This is a genomic window from Chloroflexota bacterium, from assembly GCA_015478725.1.
Lineage (GTDB): Bacteria > Chloroflexota > Limnocylindria > Limnocylindrales > CSP1-4 > C-114.
In genome coordinates this window covers 1-17,295 of the sequence record JADMIG010000024.1, presented here as the reverse complement: position 1 = coordinate 17,295, position 17,295 = coordinate 1, and the positions used below count along the sequence as shown (strand labels likewise).

General features: G+C 71.3%; 14 protein-coding genes. 12 read left to right on the top strand and 2 right to left on the bottom strand.

What is annotated here, in order from left to right:
* The first annotated feature begins 54 nt into the window (after positions 1-54).
* The 5 genes from IVW53_12435 to IVW53_12415 all read left to right on the top strand — a co-directional run bounded on the left by IVW53_12435 (position 55) and on the right by IVW53_12415 (position 5,430).
* Positions 55-1,077 carry an ROK family protein gene (locus tag IVW53_12435; protein ID MBF6606380.1) on the top strand — a complete coding sequence of 341 codons (1,023 nt, stop codon included), beginning with the start codon at positions 55-57 and terminating at the stop codon, positions 1,075-1,077.
* Positions 1,078-1,282: 205 nt separating this feature from the next.
* The gene (gene gap, locus IVW53_12430; GenBank protein ID MBF6606379.1) at positions 1,283-2,308 is read left to right on the top strand and encodes a type I glyceraldehyde-3-phosphate dehydrogenase; all 1,026 of its coding nucleotides are present in this window, start codon (positions 1,283-1,285) and stop codon (positions 2,306-2,308) included.
* A gap of 4 nt (positions 2,309-2,312) precedes the next feature.
* Entirely contained in the window at positions 2,313-3,536 is a 1,224-nt protein-coding gene (locus tag IVW53_12425) for a phosphoglycerate kinase (GenBank protein ID MBF6606378.1), read from the top strand.
* A gap of 2 nt (positions 3,537-3,538) precedes the next feature.
* On the top strand, positions 3,539-4,870 hold the full coding sequence (gene eno, locus IVW53_12420) for a phosphopyruvate hydratase (protein MBF6606377.1): 1,332 nt from the start codon (positions 3,539-3,541) through the stop codon (positions 4,868-4,870).
* Positions 4,867-5,430 carry a hypothetical protein gene (locus IVW53_12415; GenBank protein MBF6606376.1) on the top strand — a complete coding sequence of 188 codons (564 nt, stop codon included), beginning with the start codon at positions 4,867-4,869 and terminating at the stop codon, positions 5,428-5,430. Before eno ends, IVW53_12415 begins: the two co-directional genes overlap by 4 nt.
* A 73-nt stretch (positions 5,431-5,503) precedes the next feature.
* Here the strand turns inward: IVW53_12415 and IVW53_12410 are convergent, their stop codons facing one another.
* Positions 5,504-6,319: a 30S ribosomal protein S20 gene (locus IVW53_12410; protein MBF6606375.1), complete on the bottom strand. Its 816-nt coding sequence runs from the start codon at positions 6,317-6,319 to the stop codon at positions 5,504-5,506.
* A gap of 520 nt (positions 6,320-6,839) precedes the next feature.
* Between IVW53_12410 and IVW53_12405 the strand changes: the two genes are divergently transcribed.
* The 7 genes from IVW53_12405 to dnaK all read left to right on the top strand — a co-directional run bounded on the left by IVW53_12405 (position 6,840) and on the right by dnaK (position 15,872).
* On the top strand, positions 6,840-7,715 hold the full coding sequence (locus IVW53_12405) for an EamA family transporter (protein ID MBF6606374.1): 876 nt from the start codon (positions 6,840-6,842) through the stop codon (positions 7,713-7,715).
* A gap of 20 nt (positions 7,716-7,735) precedes the next feature.
* Positions 7,736-9,646 carry an elongation factor 4 gene (gene lepA, locus IVW53_12400; GenBank protein MBF6606373.1) on the top strand — a complete coding sequence of 637 codons (1,911 nt, stop codon included), beginning with the start codon at positions 7,736-7,738 and terminating at the stop codon, positions 9,644-9,646.
* A 42-nt stretch (positions 9,647-9,688) separates the two neighbouring features.
* A complete protein-coding gene (locus tag IVW53_12395; protein MBF6606372.1) occupies positions 9,689-10,390 on the top strand; it encodes a CPBP family intramembrane metalloprotease in 702 nt (233 codons plus the stop codon).
* Complete coding sequence (locus IVW53_12390) at positions 10,390-11,685, top strand: coproporphyrinogen III oxidase family protein (protein ID MBF6606371.1); 1,296 nt, start codon at positions 10,390-10,392, stop codon at positions 11,683-11,685. Before IVW53_12395 ends, IVW53_12390 begins: the two co-directional genes overlap by 1 nt.
* A gap of 462 nt (positions 11,686-12,147) precedes the next feature.
* Positions 12,148-13,212, top strand: a complete 1,065-nt coding sequence (gene hrcA / locus IVW53_12385; protein ID MBF6606370.1) for a heat-inducible transcription repressor HrcA — start codon at positions 12,148-12,150, stop codon at positions 13,210-13,212.
* A 42-nt stretch (positions 13,213-13,254) separates the two neighbouring features.
* Positions 13,255-13,890, top strand: coding sequence for a nucleotide exchange factor GrpE (locus tag IVW53_12380; protein MBF6606369.1), 636 nt, complete (start codon positions 13,255-13,257; stop codon positions 13,888-13,890).
* Positions 13,891-13,898: 8 nt separating this feature from the next.
* Positions 13,899-15,872: a molecular chaperone DnaK gene (gene dnaK / locus IVW53_12375; protein MBF6606368.1), complete on the top strand. Its 1,974-nt coding sequence runs from the start codon at positions 13,899-13,901 to the stop codon at positions 15,870-15,872.
* A 226-nt stretch (positions 15,873-16,098) separates the two neighbouring features.
* On the opposite strand, the gene IVW53_12370 is transcribed toward dnaK, so the two are convergent.
* A complete protein-coding gene (locus tag IVW53_12370; protein MBF6606367.1) occupies positions 16,099-16,869 on the bottom strand; it encodes a helix-turn-helix domain-containing protein in 771 nt (256 codons plus the stop codon).
* Positions 16,870-17,295: the final 426 nt, after the last annotated feature.

The window sequence follows — 17,295 nt, the reverse complement described above, 5'->3', positions numbered from 1 at the left end:
ACCGGGAGCACCCGAGCCTGGACGGCCCCCGCCGGTGACGGCGGGGGCCGTCGGCTGTCCCGGACCCATGGCTTCGGGCCGATCCTCGCCCTCGACGTCGGGCCGATCCTCGCCCTCGACCTCGGGGCGAGCCGCATCCGGGCGGCGGTCGTCCGTCCGGATGGATCGATCGTGGCGCGCGCGGAACGCCCGACGCGGATCGCCGATGGTCCGGTCGCCGTCGTCGCCGACGCCGTCGCCCTCCTCGCCGCGGTGCGATCCACGGCCGCGTCCGCGGACGTTACGGGGATCCACGCCGTCGGGATCAGCGCCCCGGGACCGGTCGATCCGGTCGGCGGGCTGCTCCTCGAACCACCGAATCTCGGCCCGGCGTTCCGAGATCTGCCGCTGGCAGAGCCGCTCGGATCGGCGATGGGTCTCCCGGCGGTGCTCGAGCGTGACACGAACGTCGCGCTCCTCGGCGAGATCGCCTTCGGTGCCGCGAAGGGGGCGCGGCATGCGCTCTACCTCACGGTCTCGACCGGCATCGGCGGGGCCGTGCTCGTCGACGGTCGGCTGCTCGCCGGTTCGGGCGGCCTTGGCGGCGAACTCGGCCACGTCGTGGTCGACCTGGACGGCCCACCGTGCGGCTGCGGCGCGCGTGGCCACCTCGAGGCGTACAGCTCCGGTGTCGGGATTGCCCGCGCGGCCCGGGACGCGATCGATCGCGGAGGCGCGCCGGGCCTGTCCGACCTCGCCCGGCGCATCGGAGCGCGCCCGATCACGGCCCGCGATGTCGCCGCGGCGGAGGAACGTGGCGACCCCGACGCCGCGGCGATCATGGAGCTCGCCCGCCGGGCGTTCGCCGCTGCGCTCGTCGGGATGGTGGACGTCTTCGCGCCGGAGATCGTCGTGGTCGGCGGCGGCATCGCGGCGGCGCAGGGGGAACGCCTCCTCGGTCCGGCACGGGACGCGGTCCGCGCAACGGCCTTCCGGACCGCTGCGTCGCGGGTCCGCATCGTGGCAGCTGCCCTCGGCGACGACGTCGGCCTCATCGGCGCCCTCGCCCTCGTCCGGGCCCGCTCCCGCGCCGCCTGACCGGATTCCGGGACGGTCCTCACGTTCCGGGACGGTCCTTACTATCGGTGGCAGGCCGTCCATCGTACGATTGACGCGTCCGGTCGGATCGACCGCCGACGCGGCGCTCGGCGAGCGCGGTCGGCGGTGAGCCGTCGGAACCCACTCGTGCGTTTCCACCATCGACGTGCCTGCCCGGGCCGTCGCGATCAGGAGGGTTCGGACCATGGCTGTCCGCGTCGGCATCAACGGCTTCGGTCGGATCGGCCGTCAGTCGCTCAAGGCGCTCATCGAGCGGGCGCCGGACGTCGAGGTCGTGGCGGTCAACGACCTCGTCGATACCGAGCTCAACGCCCTGCTCTTCAAGCACGACTCGACGTATGGCGCGTACCCGGGAACGGTCGACCACACGGCCGACGCGCTCATCATCGACGGTCGGGAGATCCGCGTCCTCAGCGAGCGGGATCCGGCGGCCCTCCCGTGGGGCGATCTTGGCGTCGACATCGTTCTCGAGTCGACCGGCCTCTTCACCGACGCGGACAAGGCCAGGGCGCACCTCACCGCGGGCGCGAAGAAGGTCGTCATCAGTGCCCCGGCCAAGGGCGAGGACATCACGATCGTCCTCGGGGTCAACGAGGGCAGGTACGACCCGGATGCCCACCACATCATCAGCAACGCGAGCTGCACGACGAACTGTCTCGCTCCGGCGGCCAAGGTCGTCCACGATCTGCTCGGCATCGAGCGCGGCCTCATGAACACGATCCACAGCTACACGAACGATCAGCGGATCCTCGATGTCGCCCACAAGGATCCGCGCCGCGCGCGAGCTGCCGGCCAGAACATCATCCCGACGACGACCGGTGCGGCGAAGGCACTCGCCCTCGTCATACCCGACCTCAAGGGCCGGTTCGACGGGTTCAGCCTCCGAGTCCCGACGCCGACGGTGAGCGTCGTCGACTTCACGGCCGACGTCCGCCGCGAGACGACGGTCGAGGAGCTCAACGCTGCGTTCCGGACGGCTGCGGCGGGGCCGCTCCAGGGCATCCTCGGCGTGTCCGACGAGCCGCTCGTCTCGACGGACTTCCGGGGCGACACGCGCAGCTCGATCATCGACGCCGCCTCCACCATGGTCCTCGGCGGGACGATGGTCAAGGTCATCTCCTGGTACGACAACGAGTGGGGCTACAGCTGCCGGGTCGCCGACCTCATCGGTTATGTCGCGGCCCGTCTGCCGGCCGCGGCGAGAGCCTGATCGCATGGACAAGCTCACCATCCGCGACGTCGACGCATCGGGGAAGCGCGTCTTCGTCCGGGTCGACTTCAACGTTCCCCTCGCCGACGGCAAGGTGACGGACGATCAACGGATCCGGGCGACCCTGCCGACGATCCGGGCCCTGCTCGGCCAGGGCGCCCGGGTCATCCTCGCCAGCCACCTCGGCCGGCCGGACGGCAAGGTCCAGGACGGCCTGCGCCTCCGGCCGATCGCCGAGCGGCTCGCCACGATCCTCAACCGCAACGTGCCGGTGACCGGGGACGCCCTCGGCCTCGGCACGGAGGATGCGATCAGGCGGCTCCGCGGCGGCGAGGCCCTCCTCCTCGAGAACCTCCGGTTCCACGCCGAAGAGGAACGGAACGACCCGAAGTTCGCCGCGACCCTCGCCTCGTACGCGGATATCTACGTCAACGACGCGTTCGGGACGGCCCATCGTGCCCACGCCTCGACGGTCGGGATCGCGAAGCTCCTGCCGGCCTACGCGGGTCTGCTCATGGAGTCGGAGATCGAAGCCCTCTCCAACCTCATGGACGCGCCGGCCCGCCCGTTCGCCGCGATCGTCGGCGGGGCCAAGGTGTCGGACAAGATCAGGGTCCTCGAGCACCTCCTCACGAAGGTCGACCTCCTTGTCGTCGGCGGCGGGATGGCGAACACGTTCTTCCTCGCCCAGGGCAAGGCGATCGGCAAGAGCCTCGCCGAGCCCGACCGCGTGGAGGACGCCCGACGGATCCTCGCCACGGCCGAAGCGCGCGGTGTGCCCATCGTCCTTCCGGTGGATGTCATCGTCGCGAAGGAGGTCACCCGGGGCACCGAGTACAAGACCCTCCCGGCCGAGCGGATCCCGGCGAGCTGGCACATCGTCGACGTGGGGGCGAAGAGCCGTGACCTCATGGAGGCGGCGCTCGAGCCGGCCCGGACCGTGTTCTGGAACGGACCCCTCGGGGTCTTCGAGATCCCGTCGTTCGCCCACGGCACGAAGGCGATGGCGCGGTTCCTCGCCGCCAAGGCGGACGGCGGGGCGACGGTCGTGGTCGGCGGCGGCGATTCCGTCGCGGCCGTCCAGCAGCAGGATCTCGCGGACCGCATGACCCACATCAGCACCGGCGGCGGGGCGTCGCTCGAATTCCTCGAGGGTCGCGAGCTGCCGGGCATCGCCGTGCTCCTCGATCGCACGCCGGCCGACGCTCCGGCCGAGGTGCCGGCGTGACGGTGGACACGACCATCGAGTTCGTCGACGCGCGCGAGATCCTCGACTCGCGCGGGAATCCCACCGTGGAGGTCGACGTCGCCCTGGCGGACGGCTCCGTGGGGCGGGCGGCCGTTCCGTCCGGCGCATCGACCGGGGTGAACGAGGCCGTCGAGCTCCGTGACGGCGACGTGCGCCGCTTCGGTGGCAAGGGTGTCCTCACGGCGGTCGCCAACGTCCGCGACCGGATCGGTCCCGAGCTGGTCGGCCTCGACGCCGCCGATCAGCCGGGGATCGACCGGCTCCTGATCGACCTCGACGGGACGCCGAACAAGGCCGCCCTCGGCGCCAACGCGATCCTCGGCGCGTCGCTCGCCTGCGCCCACGCAGCGGCGGCGGCCCACGACCTGCCGCTCTACCGCTATCTCGGCGGGGTCGGAGCCCGCATCCTGCCGGTCCCGCAGTTCAACATCCTCAACGGCGGCAAGCATGCCCAGGACTCGACGGACTTCCAAGAGTTCATGGTGATGCCGGTGGGCGTCGACGACTTCAGCGCGGCGCTGCGGGCCGGGGCGGAGATCTTCGCCGCCCTCCGGGCGATCCTTCACGAGGGCGGGCACGCGACCGGGCAGGGCGACGAGGGCGGGTTCGCCCCCTCGCTCCCGTCGAACGAGGCGGCGGTCGAGATCATCCTCCGGGCCATCGAACGGGCCGGCTATCGGCCGGGCGAGGACGTCGCGATCGCCCTGGACCCGGCGGCCAGCTCCATCCTCGAGGCGGGATCCGGAGTCGAGGGTGCCCCGTTCCGCTATCGCCTCTCGCGGGAGGGACGGACACTCGACTCGGCCGAGCTCATCGACCTCTGGGTCTCGTGGGTGGACCGCTATCCGATCGTCTCGCTGGAGGATGGCCTGGCCGAGGACGACTGGGCCGGCTGGGCCGAGCTCAGCCGGCGGCTCGGCGACCGCATCCAGCTCGTCGGCGACGACATCTTCGTGACGAACCCGCGGTTCATCGCCCGCGGCATCGCCGAGCGCTCGGCGAATTCGGTCCTCATCAAGCTCAACCAGATCGGGACGCTCACGGAGACGATCGAGGCGATCGAGCTCGCTCGACGGGCCGGCTGGTCCGCCGTGGTCTCCCACCGGTCCGGCGAGACGGAGGACACGACGATCGCCGACTTCGTCGTCGCGATGGGGACGGGCCAGATCAAGACCGGCGCGCCGTCCCGATCCGAGCGGGTCGCGAAGTACAACCGGCTCCTGAGGATCGGCGGCGAGCTCGGCGACGGGGCGCGCTACCTCGGAAGGTCCGCGCTCGCGGGGGCGCCGCCCGCCGGGGGCGCCGGCGGGTGACGCGCTTCGTCGACCGCGGCGCGATCGTCGCGGCCTACGTCGGGATCGGGATGGCGGTCGTCATCGCCGTGAGCTTCCTGCTCGTCATCCCGATCGAGCCCGTCTACTGGCTCCTCGCTCCGCTCTCTGGTCTTCTCATCGGGTACTACGCGAACACCCGGGCGGATCGTCGCGGCGGTCCATGGACCCGGATCGGCGCGAACGGCGGGTTCGCCGGCATCGTCACCGGTGTGGCCATGGTCGTCCTGCTGCTCGTCGTCAAGGCGTTGTTCTTCGCCGCGGACGATGGGTATCGAGACGCGAGCGTCGGTCCGCCCCTGGCGTGCTCGACCGGTGCCGCCTGCGTGTACGCGCGGTATCTCGGCGTGCCGGACGGAGCGGCCAAGCTCGCGGGTCAGGGCGTGACGAACGTCGCCACATTCACGACGTTCTACTGGAACCAGCAGCTGGCGACGGCAGAGACGCTGTTCGCGGTGACGGTCGCCGGTGGCCTCGGCGGGGCGGCGCTCTTCGGCCTAGCCGGACCGAGGCGCCGGCCTGAGCCGGGCGGTGCGGCCTGAGCCGGTGACGCGGCCTCAGTCTGGGTGACGCGAGCTCGGCCGGGCGCGGCCGACGCAATCTGAACGCGTCGGCCTAGCTCGCCTTCTTCGGGCTCGCCTTCTTCGCACTCGCCTTCGCGGCGGGGGTCTTGGTCGCAGCCTTGGCCGTGGTCCTGGCGGCAGAGGCCTTGGCCGTCGTGGGCTTCGTGGCCTTCGCACTCGCCTTCGCGGCGGGGGTCTTCGTCGCAGCCTTGGCCGTCGACTTCGCGGACGGCGTGGCCTTCGCATCGGCGCTCTTCGGCGCGGCGGTCCCGGCCGACGGAGTGGCGACCTTGTCGCCGACTGCCGCCCTGGACGTCGTCGCTCGCTTCGCCGGCGCCTTCGTGCGCGGTGCCGCTGCCTTCGGCGTCGCGGCCGTCACCGCGGTCGTCGAGCTCGCCGCGGCTGCCGCCTCGGCCCGAGCCGTCTTCGAGAGTGCGGCGCGTGCCTTGCCCGCCGCGGTCTGAGCTCCCTTGGCCTTGGCGGCCTTGCCGGCCGCGATCCGGGCTCGGGCCGCCTTTGCGGCGGCGGCGGTCCCGGTCGTCTTCGTCGGCTTCGTCGACGTCTGAACGTGGCTGCCACCGACTGCGGCATTCACCTTGCGGGTGAGCCGCGACTTGCGGCGGGCGACCGCATTCGGATGGAGGGCGCCGGTCTTGGCCGCTCGATCGAGCGCCGAGAGCGCATCGATGAGCGCTGCGTCGGCGTCACCGGGCATGGCGCCGGTCGCGACCTTGACGGCCTTGCTGACGAGCGTCTTCGCTTCCTGACGGCGCGGGCCGTTGATCTCGGTTCGACGTTTCGCGGTCCGGACACGCTTGAGGGCGGACGGCGTCCGCGCGCCGGTCCAACCGCGGGGCTTCGTTGCCAACGTCAAACCTCTCGTATGGTTGATCGAGCTTCGATCGCGGCGCGCGAGTCGACCGCGGACGCGACGGCAGATGGTACCAGATGAGCCGGCTCGGTCGCGAGGGCCGGTCGCGAGAGCTCGGTCGCGAGGGCCGGTCGCGAGAGCTCGGTCGCGAGGGCCGGCCTCGGTCACAGAACCCGTCTCGGTCACAGAACCTGACAAACGACCACCAGGTGAGCACTCGTCGGCCGGCTTCCGTCCCCCGTCGACCGCGATCGCTCGTGACGAGCATGGATGCTCGATCGACGCGCCTGTATCGGTGCCGTCTGACCTCCAGGCGCGCATCTGGCGGCGCTGGCCTGACCAATGGTCGCGTGACGCACATCTGACGGTTTCCGCCGGCCCCACCTCGCCCGCTCCCGCCGCCGCCGCCGGCCCCACCTCGCCCTCCACCGCCCCGCCACCGCCCCCCGCCCGCCGCCGCCACCACCTCGTCGCCCACCCGCACGCGGCGCGCCATCCCACCCGTACACTCCGCCGGGTGATCGCCGTCGTCGGTGGTGCGGTGGCCGCTGCGTGCTGGGCCGTTGCCACGATCGTCTCCTCGAGGTCGAGCCGGATGATCGGCGCGTCGTCCGTCCTCGCCTGGGTCATGGTCGTCGGGATGGTCGCCGCGGCCGGCCCGGCCGTCATCGTGCGCCCGACGAGCGACCTCCACCCCGCCGCGATCGTCCTGGCTGTCGTGGCCGGCTTCGCCTACGTCATCGGGCTCTATCTCAACTACCGAGCACTCCGCATCGGCCCGGTCGGGATCGCCGCGCCGATCGCCTCGACCGAGGGTGCGCTCGCGGCGGTCATCGCGGTGGCCCTCGGAGAGACCCTGACCACGGCGGCAGCGGTGACGCTCGTCGTCATCGTCAGCGGGGTCGCGCTCGCCTCGATGGCCCCCGGAGCTCGTGCGAGCGAGCCGTCGGCGGCCCGTCTCGATCATGTCCGCTCCACGCGCACCACGGCCGCGTTCGCGAGCGCTGCCGCCCTGGCGTTCGCGATCGGGCTCGTCGCCTCGGCGCGTTCGGTGACGCTGGGCATGCCGGTCGTCTGGGTCGCCCTCATCGCCCGCTGCGTCGGGGTCGCGTTCGTCGCCGCCCCGCTCATCGCCAGCGGCCGGATCCGGCTCGTGCGCCGCGCGGTGCCGCTCGTCGTGATCGCCGGCGTCGGCGAGGTGATCGGGAGCTCCGCGTACACGATCGGCGCGCAGGCCGGGATCGCGACCACGGCGATCGTCGCTTCGCAGTTCGCGCCGCTCGCGGCCGTCGGCGCCTATCTCCTCTTCGGCGAGCGGCTCGGTCGGCTGCAGGTGGTCGGGGTCGCACTCGTCGTGGTGGGCGTCGCCGTTCTGACCGCCCTGACGGCCTGAGACGGCCTGACACGGCCTGCATGCGGGAATGCGCGAGGGGGGAGGGCCACCCGGCGTCAAGGCCCGGCATCGAGACCCGGCGCGAAGGCAACCGGCCCGACCGACTACACTCCCGCCCGGTGACCATCCCCCAGGCGCGCCTGCGCAACTTCTCGATCATCGCCCACATCGATCACGGCAAGTCGACGCTCGCGGACCGCCTCCTCGAGCTCACCCACACCATCGATGCCCGCCAGATGACGAGCCAGGTCCTCGATTCGATGGATCTCGAGCGCGAGAAGGGCATCACGATCAAGGCCCGGGCGGTGCGCCTCGAGTACACCGCGCGCGACGGCCTGACCTACGCCCTCAACCTCATCGATACGCCGGGCCACGTCGACTTCGCCTACGAGGTGAGCCACAGCCTCCAGGCGTGCGAGGGCGCGATCCTCGTCGTCGACGCGACCCAGGGGATCGAAGCCCAGACGCTCGCCAACGTCCACCTCGCCCTGCGCGAGGGCCTGACCCTCATCCCCGTCCTCAACAAGATCGACCTGCCCTCGGCGGATCCCGAGACGATCATGGACGAGCTCGAGACCGTCCTCGCGATCCCCCGCGAGGAGGTCCTCCTCGCCTCGGCGAAGGACGGCACCGGTGTCGCCGAGATCCTCGAGGCGATCGTCGCCCGGATCCCTGCCCCGAAGGGCGACCCGGGCCGTCCCCTCCAGGGACTCATCTTCGACAGCCACTACGACCAGTACAAGGGCGTCATCGTCTACGTCCGACTCGCGGCCGGGACGCTCGAGGATCACGAGACGATCCGGCTCATGGCGTCGGGCGTCGAGGCCGAGCTCCTCGAGCTCGGCGTCTTCCGGCCGCAGCTCGTGCCGGTCCCGCGGCTCGTCGCCGGCGAGGTGGGCTACATCGCGACCGGCCTGAAGAACGTCCGTGAGGCCCAGGTCGGCGACACCGTCACGAGCGCCGCCCGCCCGGCGGATGCCCCGCTGCCCGGGTACCAGGAGGCGAAGAGCCTCGTCTTCGCCGGCATCTACCCGCTGAGCGGCGAGGACTACCCGCTTCTCCGCGACGCCCTCGAGAAGCTCCACCTCAACGATGCGAGCTTCACGTACGAGGCGGAAAGCTCGGTCGCCCTCGGCTTCGGCTTCCGCTGCGGCTTCCTCGGCCTCCTCCACATGGAGATCGTCCAGGAGCGCCTGGAGCGGGAGTTCGACCTCGACCTCATCGCCAGTGCGCCGTCCGTCGAGTATCGGGTCGTCCTCACGACCGGCCGCGGAACGATCGCCGTGGACAACCCGGCCCTCCTCCCGAACGTCTCCGAGATCGAGGAGATCCAGGAGCCGTGGGTGACGCTCAGCGTCGTGACCCCGTCGCAGTACATCGGCCCGCTCATGGAGCTCTCGACGAACCGGCGCGGCGAGTTCCAGGACATGGAGTACCTCGACCCGTCCCGCGTCGTGCTCCGCTTCCAGATGCCCCTCGCCGAGCTCATCGTGGACTACTTCGACCAGCTCAAGAGCCGCAGCCAGGGCTACGCTTCCATGGACTACGAGGAGGCCGGCTACCGGTCGGCGAACCTTGCCAGGGTGGACATCCTCGTCAACGGCGAGCCGATCGACGCCCTCTCGCTCATCATCCATCGCGACCGCGCCCAGTCCACCGGCCGAGTCCTCGTGGATCGGCTCAAGGAGCTCATCCCCCGCCAGATGTTCGAGATCCCGATCCAGGCCGCGATCGGGTCCAACGTCATCGCCCGCGAGACCGTCCGGGCGATGCGGAAGAACGTCCTTGCGAAGTGCTACGGCGGCGACATCACCCGGAAGCGGAAGCTGCTCGAGAAGCAGAAGGAGGGGAAGCAGCGGATGAAGCGCGTCGGGTCCGTGGAGATCCCCCAGGAGGCCTTCCTCGCGATCCTCCGCATCGACGAGGGCTGACCCCTCCCCGGCGGACGTCCAGCGTGCTACGGTGACGCGGCGATGGAAGAGACGCTCCGCTCGCTCGTCGCTGTCGGCCTCGTCCTGCTCCTCGTCCTCGCCCGAATCGACGCACGACGCTTCGGGATCGCGGAGGATGAGCCGATCGGGACCGGCGCTCGAGCGCCGCTTCGCTGGCGCGTCACGTGGTACGCCCTCGCGGCGATCCTCGTCGGCGCGATCGTGGCGATCCACCCGGCCCGAGACGGTGGGCTCCTCCTGGCGCCCGGCGACATCGCCGGGATCGTCGTGCTCGGCTCGGCCTACGGCCTCCTCGGCGCGGGGATCGCAGCGGGGCTCGTCACGCTCATGGGTCGCCGCGGAGCGTCGGGTCGGGACGCCGACCTCATCGAGCCGGTCCTGTCCGCGGCCGCGACAGCGCTCGTCGACGAGGTGGCATTCCGCGGCCTGCTGCTCGGCCTGCTCATCCTGGCGGGCATCGATCCGACGCTCGCGATCCTCGCCCAGGCCCTCCTGTACACGCTCGCGACCCACGTCGCCGCGCCGCGGGAGGACCGATCGACGCTCGACGAGCTCTCCGCCGTCGGGCTCGTCCTCGGGGTCGGCGTCGTCGGCGGCTGGCTCACGGTGATGACCGGAGGCCTCGGTGCCGCCTTCGTGGGCCACACGGCGACCCGGGCCGCCGGCGTCATCGCCTCTCGGCGGGTCGTTTCGATGGCGGGCCCCTCGGTCGCCCGGCGGTGATGGCGGACAGCCACGGCGATCCGTCCGCGAACGCAGTCGCGGGCCCGGTCGCGGACCCGCCGGTCGCGCTCTATCTCCACTTCCCCTTCTGCGTTTCGCTCTGCCCGTACTGCGACTTCGTCGTCGTGGCCGGTGCCGCGGCGCGCGGACCGCGGAACCGGATCGCGGTGTTCGTCGACGCGCTCCGGACGGAGATCGACCTGCGGGCCGACGTCGCCGACGGGCGCTTCGGGCCGCCCGGTACGCCCACCCGGCCGCCGCTCGCGACGCTCTATCTCGGCGGCGGGACCCCGAGCCTCGTCGCGGCCGACGAGATCGCCGGCCTTGTCGACCTCGTCCGTGCTCGCTTCGGCCTCGCCGCAGGGGCGGAAGTGACGCTCGAGGCGAACCCCGGTCCGGACGACCGCGGCGACCCGGCGGCCCAGCGGGCGGCGGGCGTCACGCGCCTCTCGTTCGGTGCTCAGAGCCTCGACGAGGCCGAGCTTCGACGGCTCGGCCGTCGCCATCGGGCGGGCGACGTCGCGACCGCGGTCGCGACGGCTCGTGCGGCGGGGATCGGGTCGGTCAACCTCGACCTCCTGTACGACGTCCCGGGACAGTCGGTCGTCTCCTGGATGACCACGCTCGATGCCGCACTCGAGCTCGAACCCGACCACCTCTCCGCGTACGCCCTCACCCTCGACGATCCCGACGCCGAGGGCCTGACCGGTGCGGACGGCGATCACCTCGTGACCAGTCCCGGTGCCCGGCGCTGGCGGGACGCGGCACGGCCCTGGCAGGACGAGGACCGGGCTGCCGCGATGTATCACCACACCGTGGTCAGGCTCGCCGAGCAGGGTTGGCACGGCTACGAGATCAGCAACTGGGCCCGAGCGGGCCACGAGAGCCGGCACAACCTCGCCTACTGGGAACGGCGGCCGTACGAGGCCGTGGGCCCCGGCGCGCACGCGTTCGATGGCGTCGAACGACGGTGGAACGCGGCCCGCCTGGACCGCTACATCGGGTCGCTCCGGCCCGCCGATGGAGCGCCGCAGCTTCCGCCCGGCGGTGCGGAGCGGCTCGATGCGGCGACCGCCGCGAGCGAGCGGATCATCCTCGGCCTCCGGACATCGCGCGGCATCCCCATCTCGGCGATGCACGAGCCGCCGCTCGACGCGATCGCCGGCTGGGCCCTCGCGGCCGAGCTCATCGAAGTCGCCGCGGCCGCCGAGGAGGCGGGCGAGGCCGGCGAGCGTCTCCGACTCACGACGCGCGGGCGCCTCCTCTCGAACGAGCTCTTCGCCCGCCTCATCTGACGACGCCCCCTCGGACCCGGCCCGCCACAATCCCGGTGCGGAATTCCCGGTGCGGAATTCCCGGTGCGGATTCGCGCCGCCGCGCCGGCTTCAGTCACTCCTGCGCGTCACGTACGCGCCGGGTGCGTGGTGAAGCGCAGGACACGAGACCAGGACCGAGCCCCTCGCACGGCGGACGGTCATCATGGGGTCTGCCACGTCGCTCGCCACGCCAAGTACGCAACCCGCGCGTATCCGGCGCGGGAGACGCCCTCTCGATCGGCCACCCACGCCACGTACGCACCCCGTGCATACCCGCCGCGCGCCGAGCGCATACACGGCGCGGGCCGAGCCCGAGAGAGACGAGCCCGTCCACAGAGACGAGCCCGAGCGTTGACACCGTCCGGGCCGGACTGCTACGATGCCCCGAGCAATCGTTAGCACTCACGACGTGAGAGTGCTAACTCCCCGAGGAGCCGAGCCGTGGCGCGTCGCGTCCGTCGCACCAATGGCCCGCTGGACCTCCGCGAGCAGGCGATCCTCCGGGCCGTCATCGAGGAATATGTCACGACCGCCGCACCGGTCGGCAGCATCGCGCTCGTCGAGCGGTACGGGCTCGGCGTGTCGAGCGCGACCGTCCGCTCGATCCTCTCCGACCTCGAGACCGCGGGCTTTCTCAGCCAGCCGCACACGAGCGCCGGGCGCATCCCGACCGACCTCGGGTATCGCTACTACGTCGAATCGCTCGTCGAGTCGCCGCCGCTCACCCAGGTCGAGCAGCTCATGATCCGCCATCAGTTCGGACAGATCGAGTTCGCGAGCGAGCACTGGTTCCGCCTCGCTGCGACGACACTGGCCGGACTCACCAAGGCGGCCGGGCTCGCCACCCCTGCCAAGCCGCGCTCGTCGCGCGTCCGGCGGGTGGACCTCGTCTCCATCCAGGAGCGACTGGCGAGCCTCATCCTCGTCCTTCGCGAGGGGACGGTGAAGCAGATCCTCCTCAACCTCGACGACCCCGTGGATCAGGGCACCCTGTCGGACGCGGCGGAGCGCCTGAACCGCCTGTTCGCGGACCGCACGGCCCGCCAGATCGATGCCACCCTCGAGCGCTTCTCGGCGATGGATCCGGCCAATGTGCTCGTGCGCAAGGTCGCCGAACGGATCGCCCGGACGATGCGAGAGTTCGATACGGCGGTCATCGAGGAGCTCTTCAGCGATGGCCTCCTCAACGTCATGGAGGCCCCCGAATTCGCGCAGAGCGACAAGCTCCGGCGCGTCTTCTCGGCCCTTGAGAACCACGTCTACCTCGGCGAGCTCCTCGGCACCGTCGCCGGCTCGGGCCGCGTCCAGGTCTTCATCGGCGGCGAGAACGGCAGTCCGGAGATGAGCGACGTGTCGCTCGTCCTCGCGCCGTATGGCCGGCCGGGGCGCGCGGTCGGCGTGGTCGGTGTCCTCGGACCGACTCGGATGAGCTACCCGCACGCGATCGGGACGGTCCGCTTCGTGTCGGCGCTCATGAACGAGCTCGTCGATCACCTGTACGCCTGAGCGGACGGCGCGATGGACCGTGAACGACACGACGGACCGAGGATGCCCCGGCGCACGAGGGCGGAGGAGCGGGCGGCGGAGATCGACGTCTCCCCGACGAAGCTCCTCGCCGACATCGAGGGGCTCACGGCGGAACGCGAGGAAGCCCGCGCCCAGGCGGCCGAGTACCTCGCGGGGCTGCAGCGCGAGCGCGCCGAGTTCGTCAACTTCCGGCGCCGCACGGAACAGGACGGCGCGGCCGCGGCCAGCCGGGCGGCGGATTCGCTCCGCCTGCGGATCCTCGACGCGCTCGACGATTTCGACCGCGCCATCGAGGCTCGCCCGTCGACCCTTGCCGACGATCCGTGGGCGGAGGGGATCGCCGCGATCGACCGCAAGCTCCGCGCACTCCTCGAGTGGGATGGCGTCCGTCCGATGGAGCCCTCAATCGGCGACCGCTTCGACCCGCGCCTCCACCAGGCGCTCAGTCATGTCGCCGGCAGCGGACGTCCGGCCGATGAGATCGTCGGCGAGTTCGCCCGCGGCTACTGGGTCGCGGACCGTGTCCTGCGGCCGGCCCTCGTCGCCGTGAGCGACGGAGCGGACGGTCATGCATCCACCGGATCCGCCGGCGACGCCGAACCATCGAACCATCCGAACCATCCGAACCACGCGGACACCGCGACCGATCAGGAGTAGTCAACGACATGGGCAAGATCATCGGCATCGACCTCGGCACGACGAACTCGGTCGTCGCCGTCATGGAGGGCGGCGAGCCCTCGGTCATCGCCTCCGCCGAGGGCGGCCGGACCATCCCGTCCGTCGTCGCCTTCACGAAGACCGGCGAGCGTCTCGTCGGCCAGCTCGCGAAACGGCAGGCGGTGACGAACCCGGTCAACACCGTCTATTCGATCAAGCGATTCATGGGCCGCCGCTGGGACGACCCGGAGACGAAGCGCTCGAAGGAGTTCGTCCCCTACAAGGTCGAGAAGGACGCCAAGAACGACGGGGTCAAGGTGGTCCTCGCCGACGGCTCGGCGTACACGCCGCCCGAGATCAGCGCGATGATCCTGCAGAAGCTCCGGGCGGACGCGGAGGCGTACCTCGGCGAGAAGGTGACCGAGGCGGTCATCACCGTCCCCGCCTACTTCGACGACACCCAGCGCCAGGCGACGAAGGACGCGGGCAAGATCGCCGGCCTCGATGTGAAGCGGATCATCAACGAGCCGACGGCCTCGGCTCTCGCCTACGGCCTCGACAAGAAGCACGACGAGAAGATCGCCGTCTACGACCTCGGCGGCGGCACGTTCGACATCAGCATCCTCGAGCTCGGCGAGGGCGTCTTCGAGGTCAAGGCGACGAACGGCGACACGCACCTCGGTGGCGACGACTTCGACCAGCGGGTGATCGACTGGCTCCTCGCCGAGTTCAAGAAGGATCAGGGCATCGACCTCTCGAAGGACGCCCAGGCGGTCCAGCGCCTCAAGGAGGCGGCCGAGAAGGCGAAGATCGAGCTGTCGACGACGCTCTCGACGGAGATCAACCTGCCGTACGTCACCGCCGACGCGAGCGGCCCGAAGCACCTCGTCGTGACCCTCAGCCGGGCGAAGCTCGAGGACCTCGTCGGCGACCTCATCGAGAAGACCCGCGGGCCGGTCACCTCCGCCCTCAAGGACGCCGGACTCAAGCCGTCGGAAATCGACGAGGTGATCCTCGTCGGCGGGATGACCCGGATGCCGTCCGTGGTCGACGCCGTGAAGGCGATGTTCGGCGGCAAGGAGCCGCACAAGGGCGTCAATCCGGACGAGGTCGTCGCGGTCGGCGCGGCGATCCAGGCCGGGGTCCTCGCGGGCGACGTCAAGGACGTGCTCCTGCTCGACGTCACGCCGCTGTCGCTCGGCATCGAGACGCTCGGTGGTGTGATGTCCCGGCTCATCGACCGGAACACGACGATCCCGACCTCGAAGTCGCAGGTCTTCTCGACGGCGTCGGACAACCAGGGCCAGGTGGACATCCACGTCCTCCAGGGCGAGCGCGAGTTCGCCACGGACAACAAGACCCTCGGCCGGTTCATCCTCGACGGGATCCCGCCGGCGCCCCGCGGCGTCCCCCAGATCGAGGTGACATTCGACATCGATGCGAACGGCATCCTCGACGTCAAGGCGAAGGACCGGGCGACCTCCAAGGAGAAGCAGGTCCGGATCACGGCCTCCTCCATGCTCTCCAAGGACGACGTCGACAAGATGGTCCGCGAGGCGGCCGATCATGCCGCCGAGGATCGGTCTCGCCGCGAGGAGGTCGAGACGCGGAACCAGGCCGAGCAGCTCACCTACCAGGCGGAACGGACCCTGAAGGATCTCGGCGACAAGGTCGCGGCCGAGGACCGCGCGGACGTCGAGAGCAAGGTGGCGTCCCTTCGGGAGGCGCTGAAGGGCTCGGACCTCGAGGCCGTGTCGAAGGGAGCCGCGTCCCTCGCCGAGGCGCTCACCCAGGTCTCGACGAAGGCGTACCAGGCAGCCGCCTCGGACGCGTCCGCGAACGGCGCCTCGGCCGGCGATGAGACGTCGGGCGGCGAGGCCGGAGGGACCGCAGGTGCCGGTGCCGGCGCACATCCTGCCGGCGGTACCGGCTCACATCCGGCTGGCGAGGAGACGGTCGAGGGCGAGTTCAAGGAGGTCTGACCCCTGGCGGGCACGTTGAGGTGGCCGGCGGCGGGCGGCCGGCCGGCGGGCGGCGCCGCAGGGCGGGCGCAAGGGGCAAGGCGCCGCCTGGTCGCCGTCGCCACCCACGACTCGCGATCTGAGGTCGCTCTTGGCCACCCGCGACGCGGCGCGCATCACGGTGTGCGGCCAGCGACTCGGATCCTGACATCTGGTCCTCAGGCGGGCGTTGGTCCCCGCGTTGCTGTCAGGCGGTCGCGTGAGGACCGGCTGTCCAGACGTGTGCGGGCTCCGGGTGCGGCCCGCGCTCGGCCGCGCCCTGCGCTCCCGGCACGCGGTGACGAGTGCTCGCCTGGTGGTCGTCTGTCACGAACAGGATCCCGTCGATCGGGCCGAGCGGCCTGCGGATCCATCGTCGGACCTCGATGGTGCGCGCGGGGAGCGCCGATCCGAGGGTGGCTGACTTCGCCTGAACGCGACGCCGGGCGGTGCGATCGTCGGGCAGTACCAGGATCCTGCCGACTGACGACACGCTCCACCCTCGCTCGTGGGCTATCTCGCGGGCCAGCCGTCGCTTCCTGTCGAGGCCGGCGAGCATCGCCTGGAGATCCGGCACCACCGATTTGACCTCCACGACGAGCAGCGAGCCGGTGGCCTGATCGAACGAGAGCACGTCGATCGACCCGCGTTCTCCGCGGATGTTGAACGAGACCTCGGTGGCGACGATCCAGCCAACGTCGTCCAACCGCCGGACCGTCCACTCGACGAGCTCAGCGTGGCGGGCGTCGAGCAGACGGTCGAGCGCCTCGCCCTGCCACAGCAACCGGACGTCAGTGCGCGCGCCGAGTTCGGCCGCCACGTCCACGAGCGTGTGGACCGCGACGCGATCCGCTCGCCCGCGCTCGATCCGAGCGATCGTGGACCGCGAAACACCGACGCGGCGCGCGAGCTGCTCCTGTGTCCAGCGACGCCGGTGGCGAAGTGCCCTGATGCCGAGCCCGAACCGGATCACGTCCATCGGCCGAAGCATCGCAGGGGCCACTCATCGGCCACTCACCGGGCCATTCCGGCCGCTCTGCCTCGCGCGCCGGCCGCTCTGCCTCGCGCGCCGGCCGCTCTCCGGCCCACTTCGACGAGCGAGATCCTGACATCTGGCCACCACCCGCGCGCTCGTCGGTGCGATCGCGCCAGATGGCGAGCTCGACGCGCGGATGACACGAACGCGGAACGTCCGACCGGATCGTTGAGCACGGCGCGGACGCCTTGGACCATGGCAGAGCGGACCAGTGCCCGCGTGAGGGGCATATGGCGGAGATGGCCGATCTCCGGTCCCCGACGGCCGCGGCCCCCCGCCGACGAGCGGTCCCAACCGATCCGCCGGCACCCGCTCGATCTCCGGTCCCCGACGGCCGCGGCCCCCCGCCGACGAGCGGTCCCAACCGAT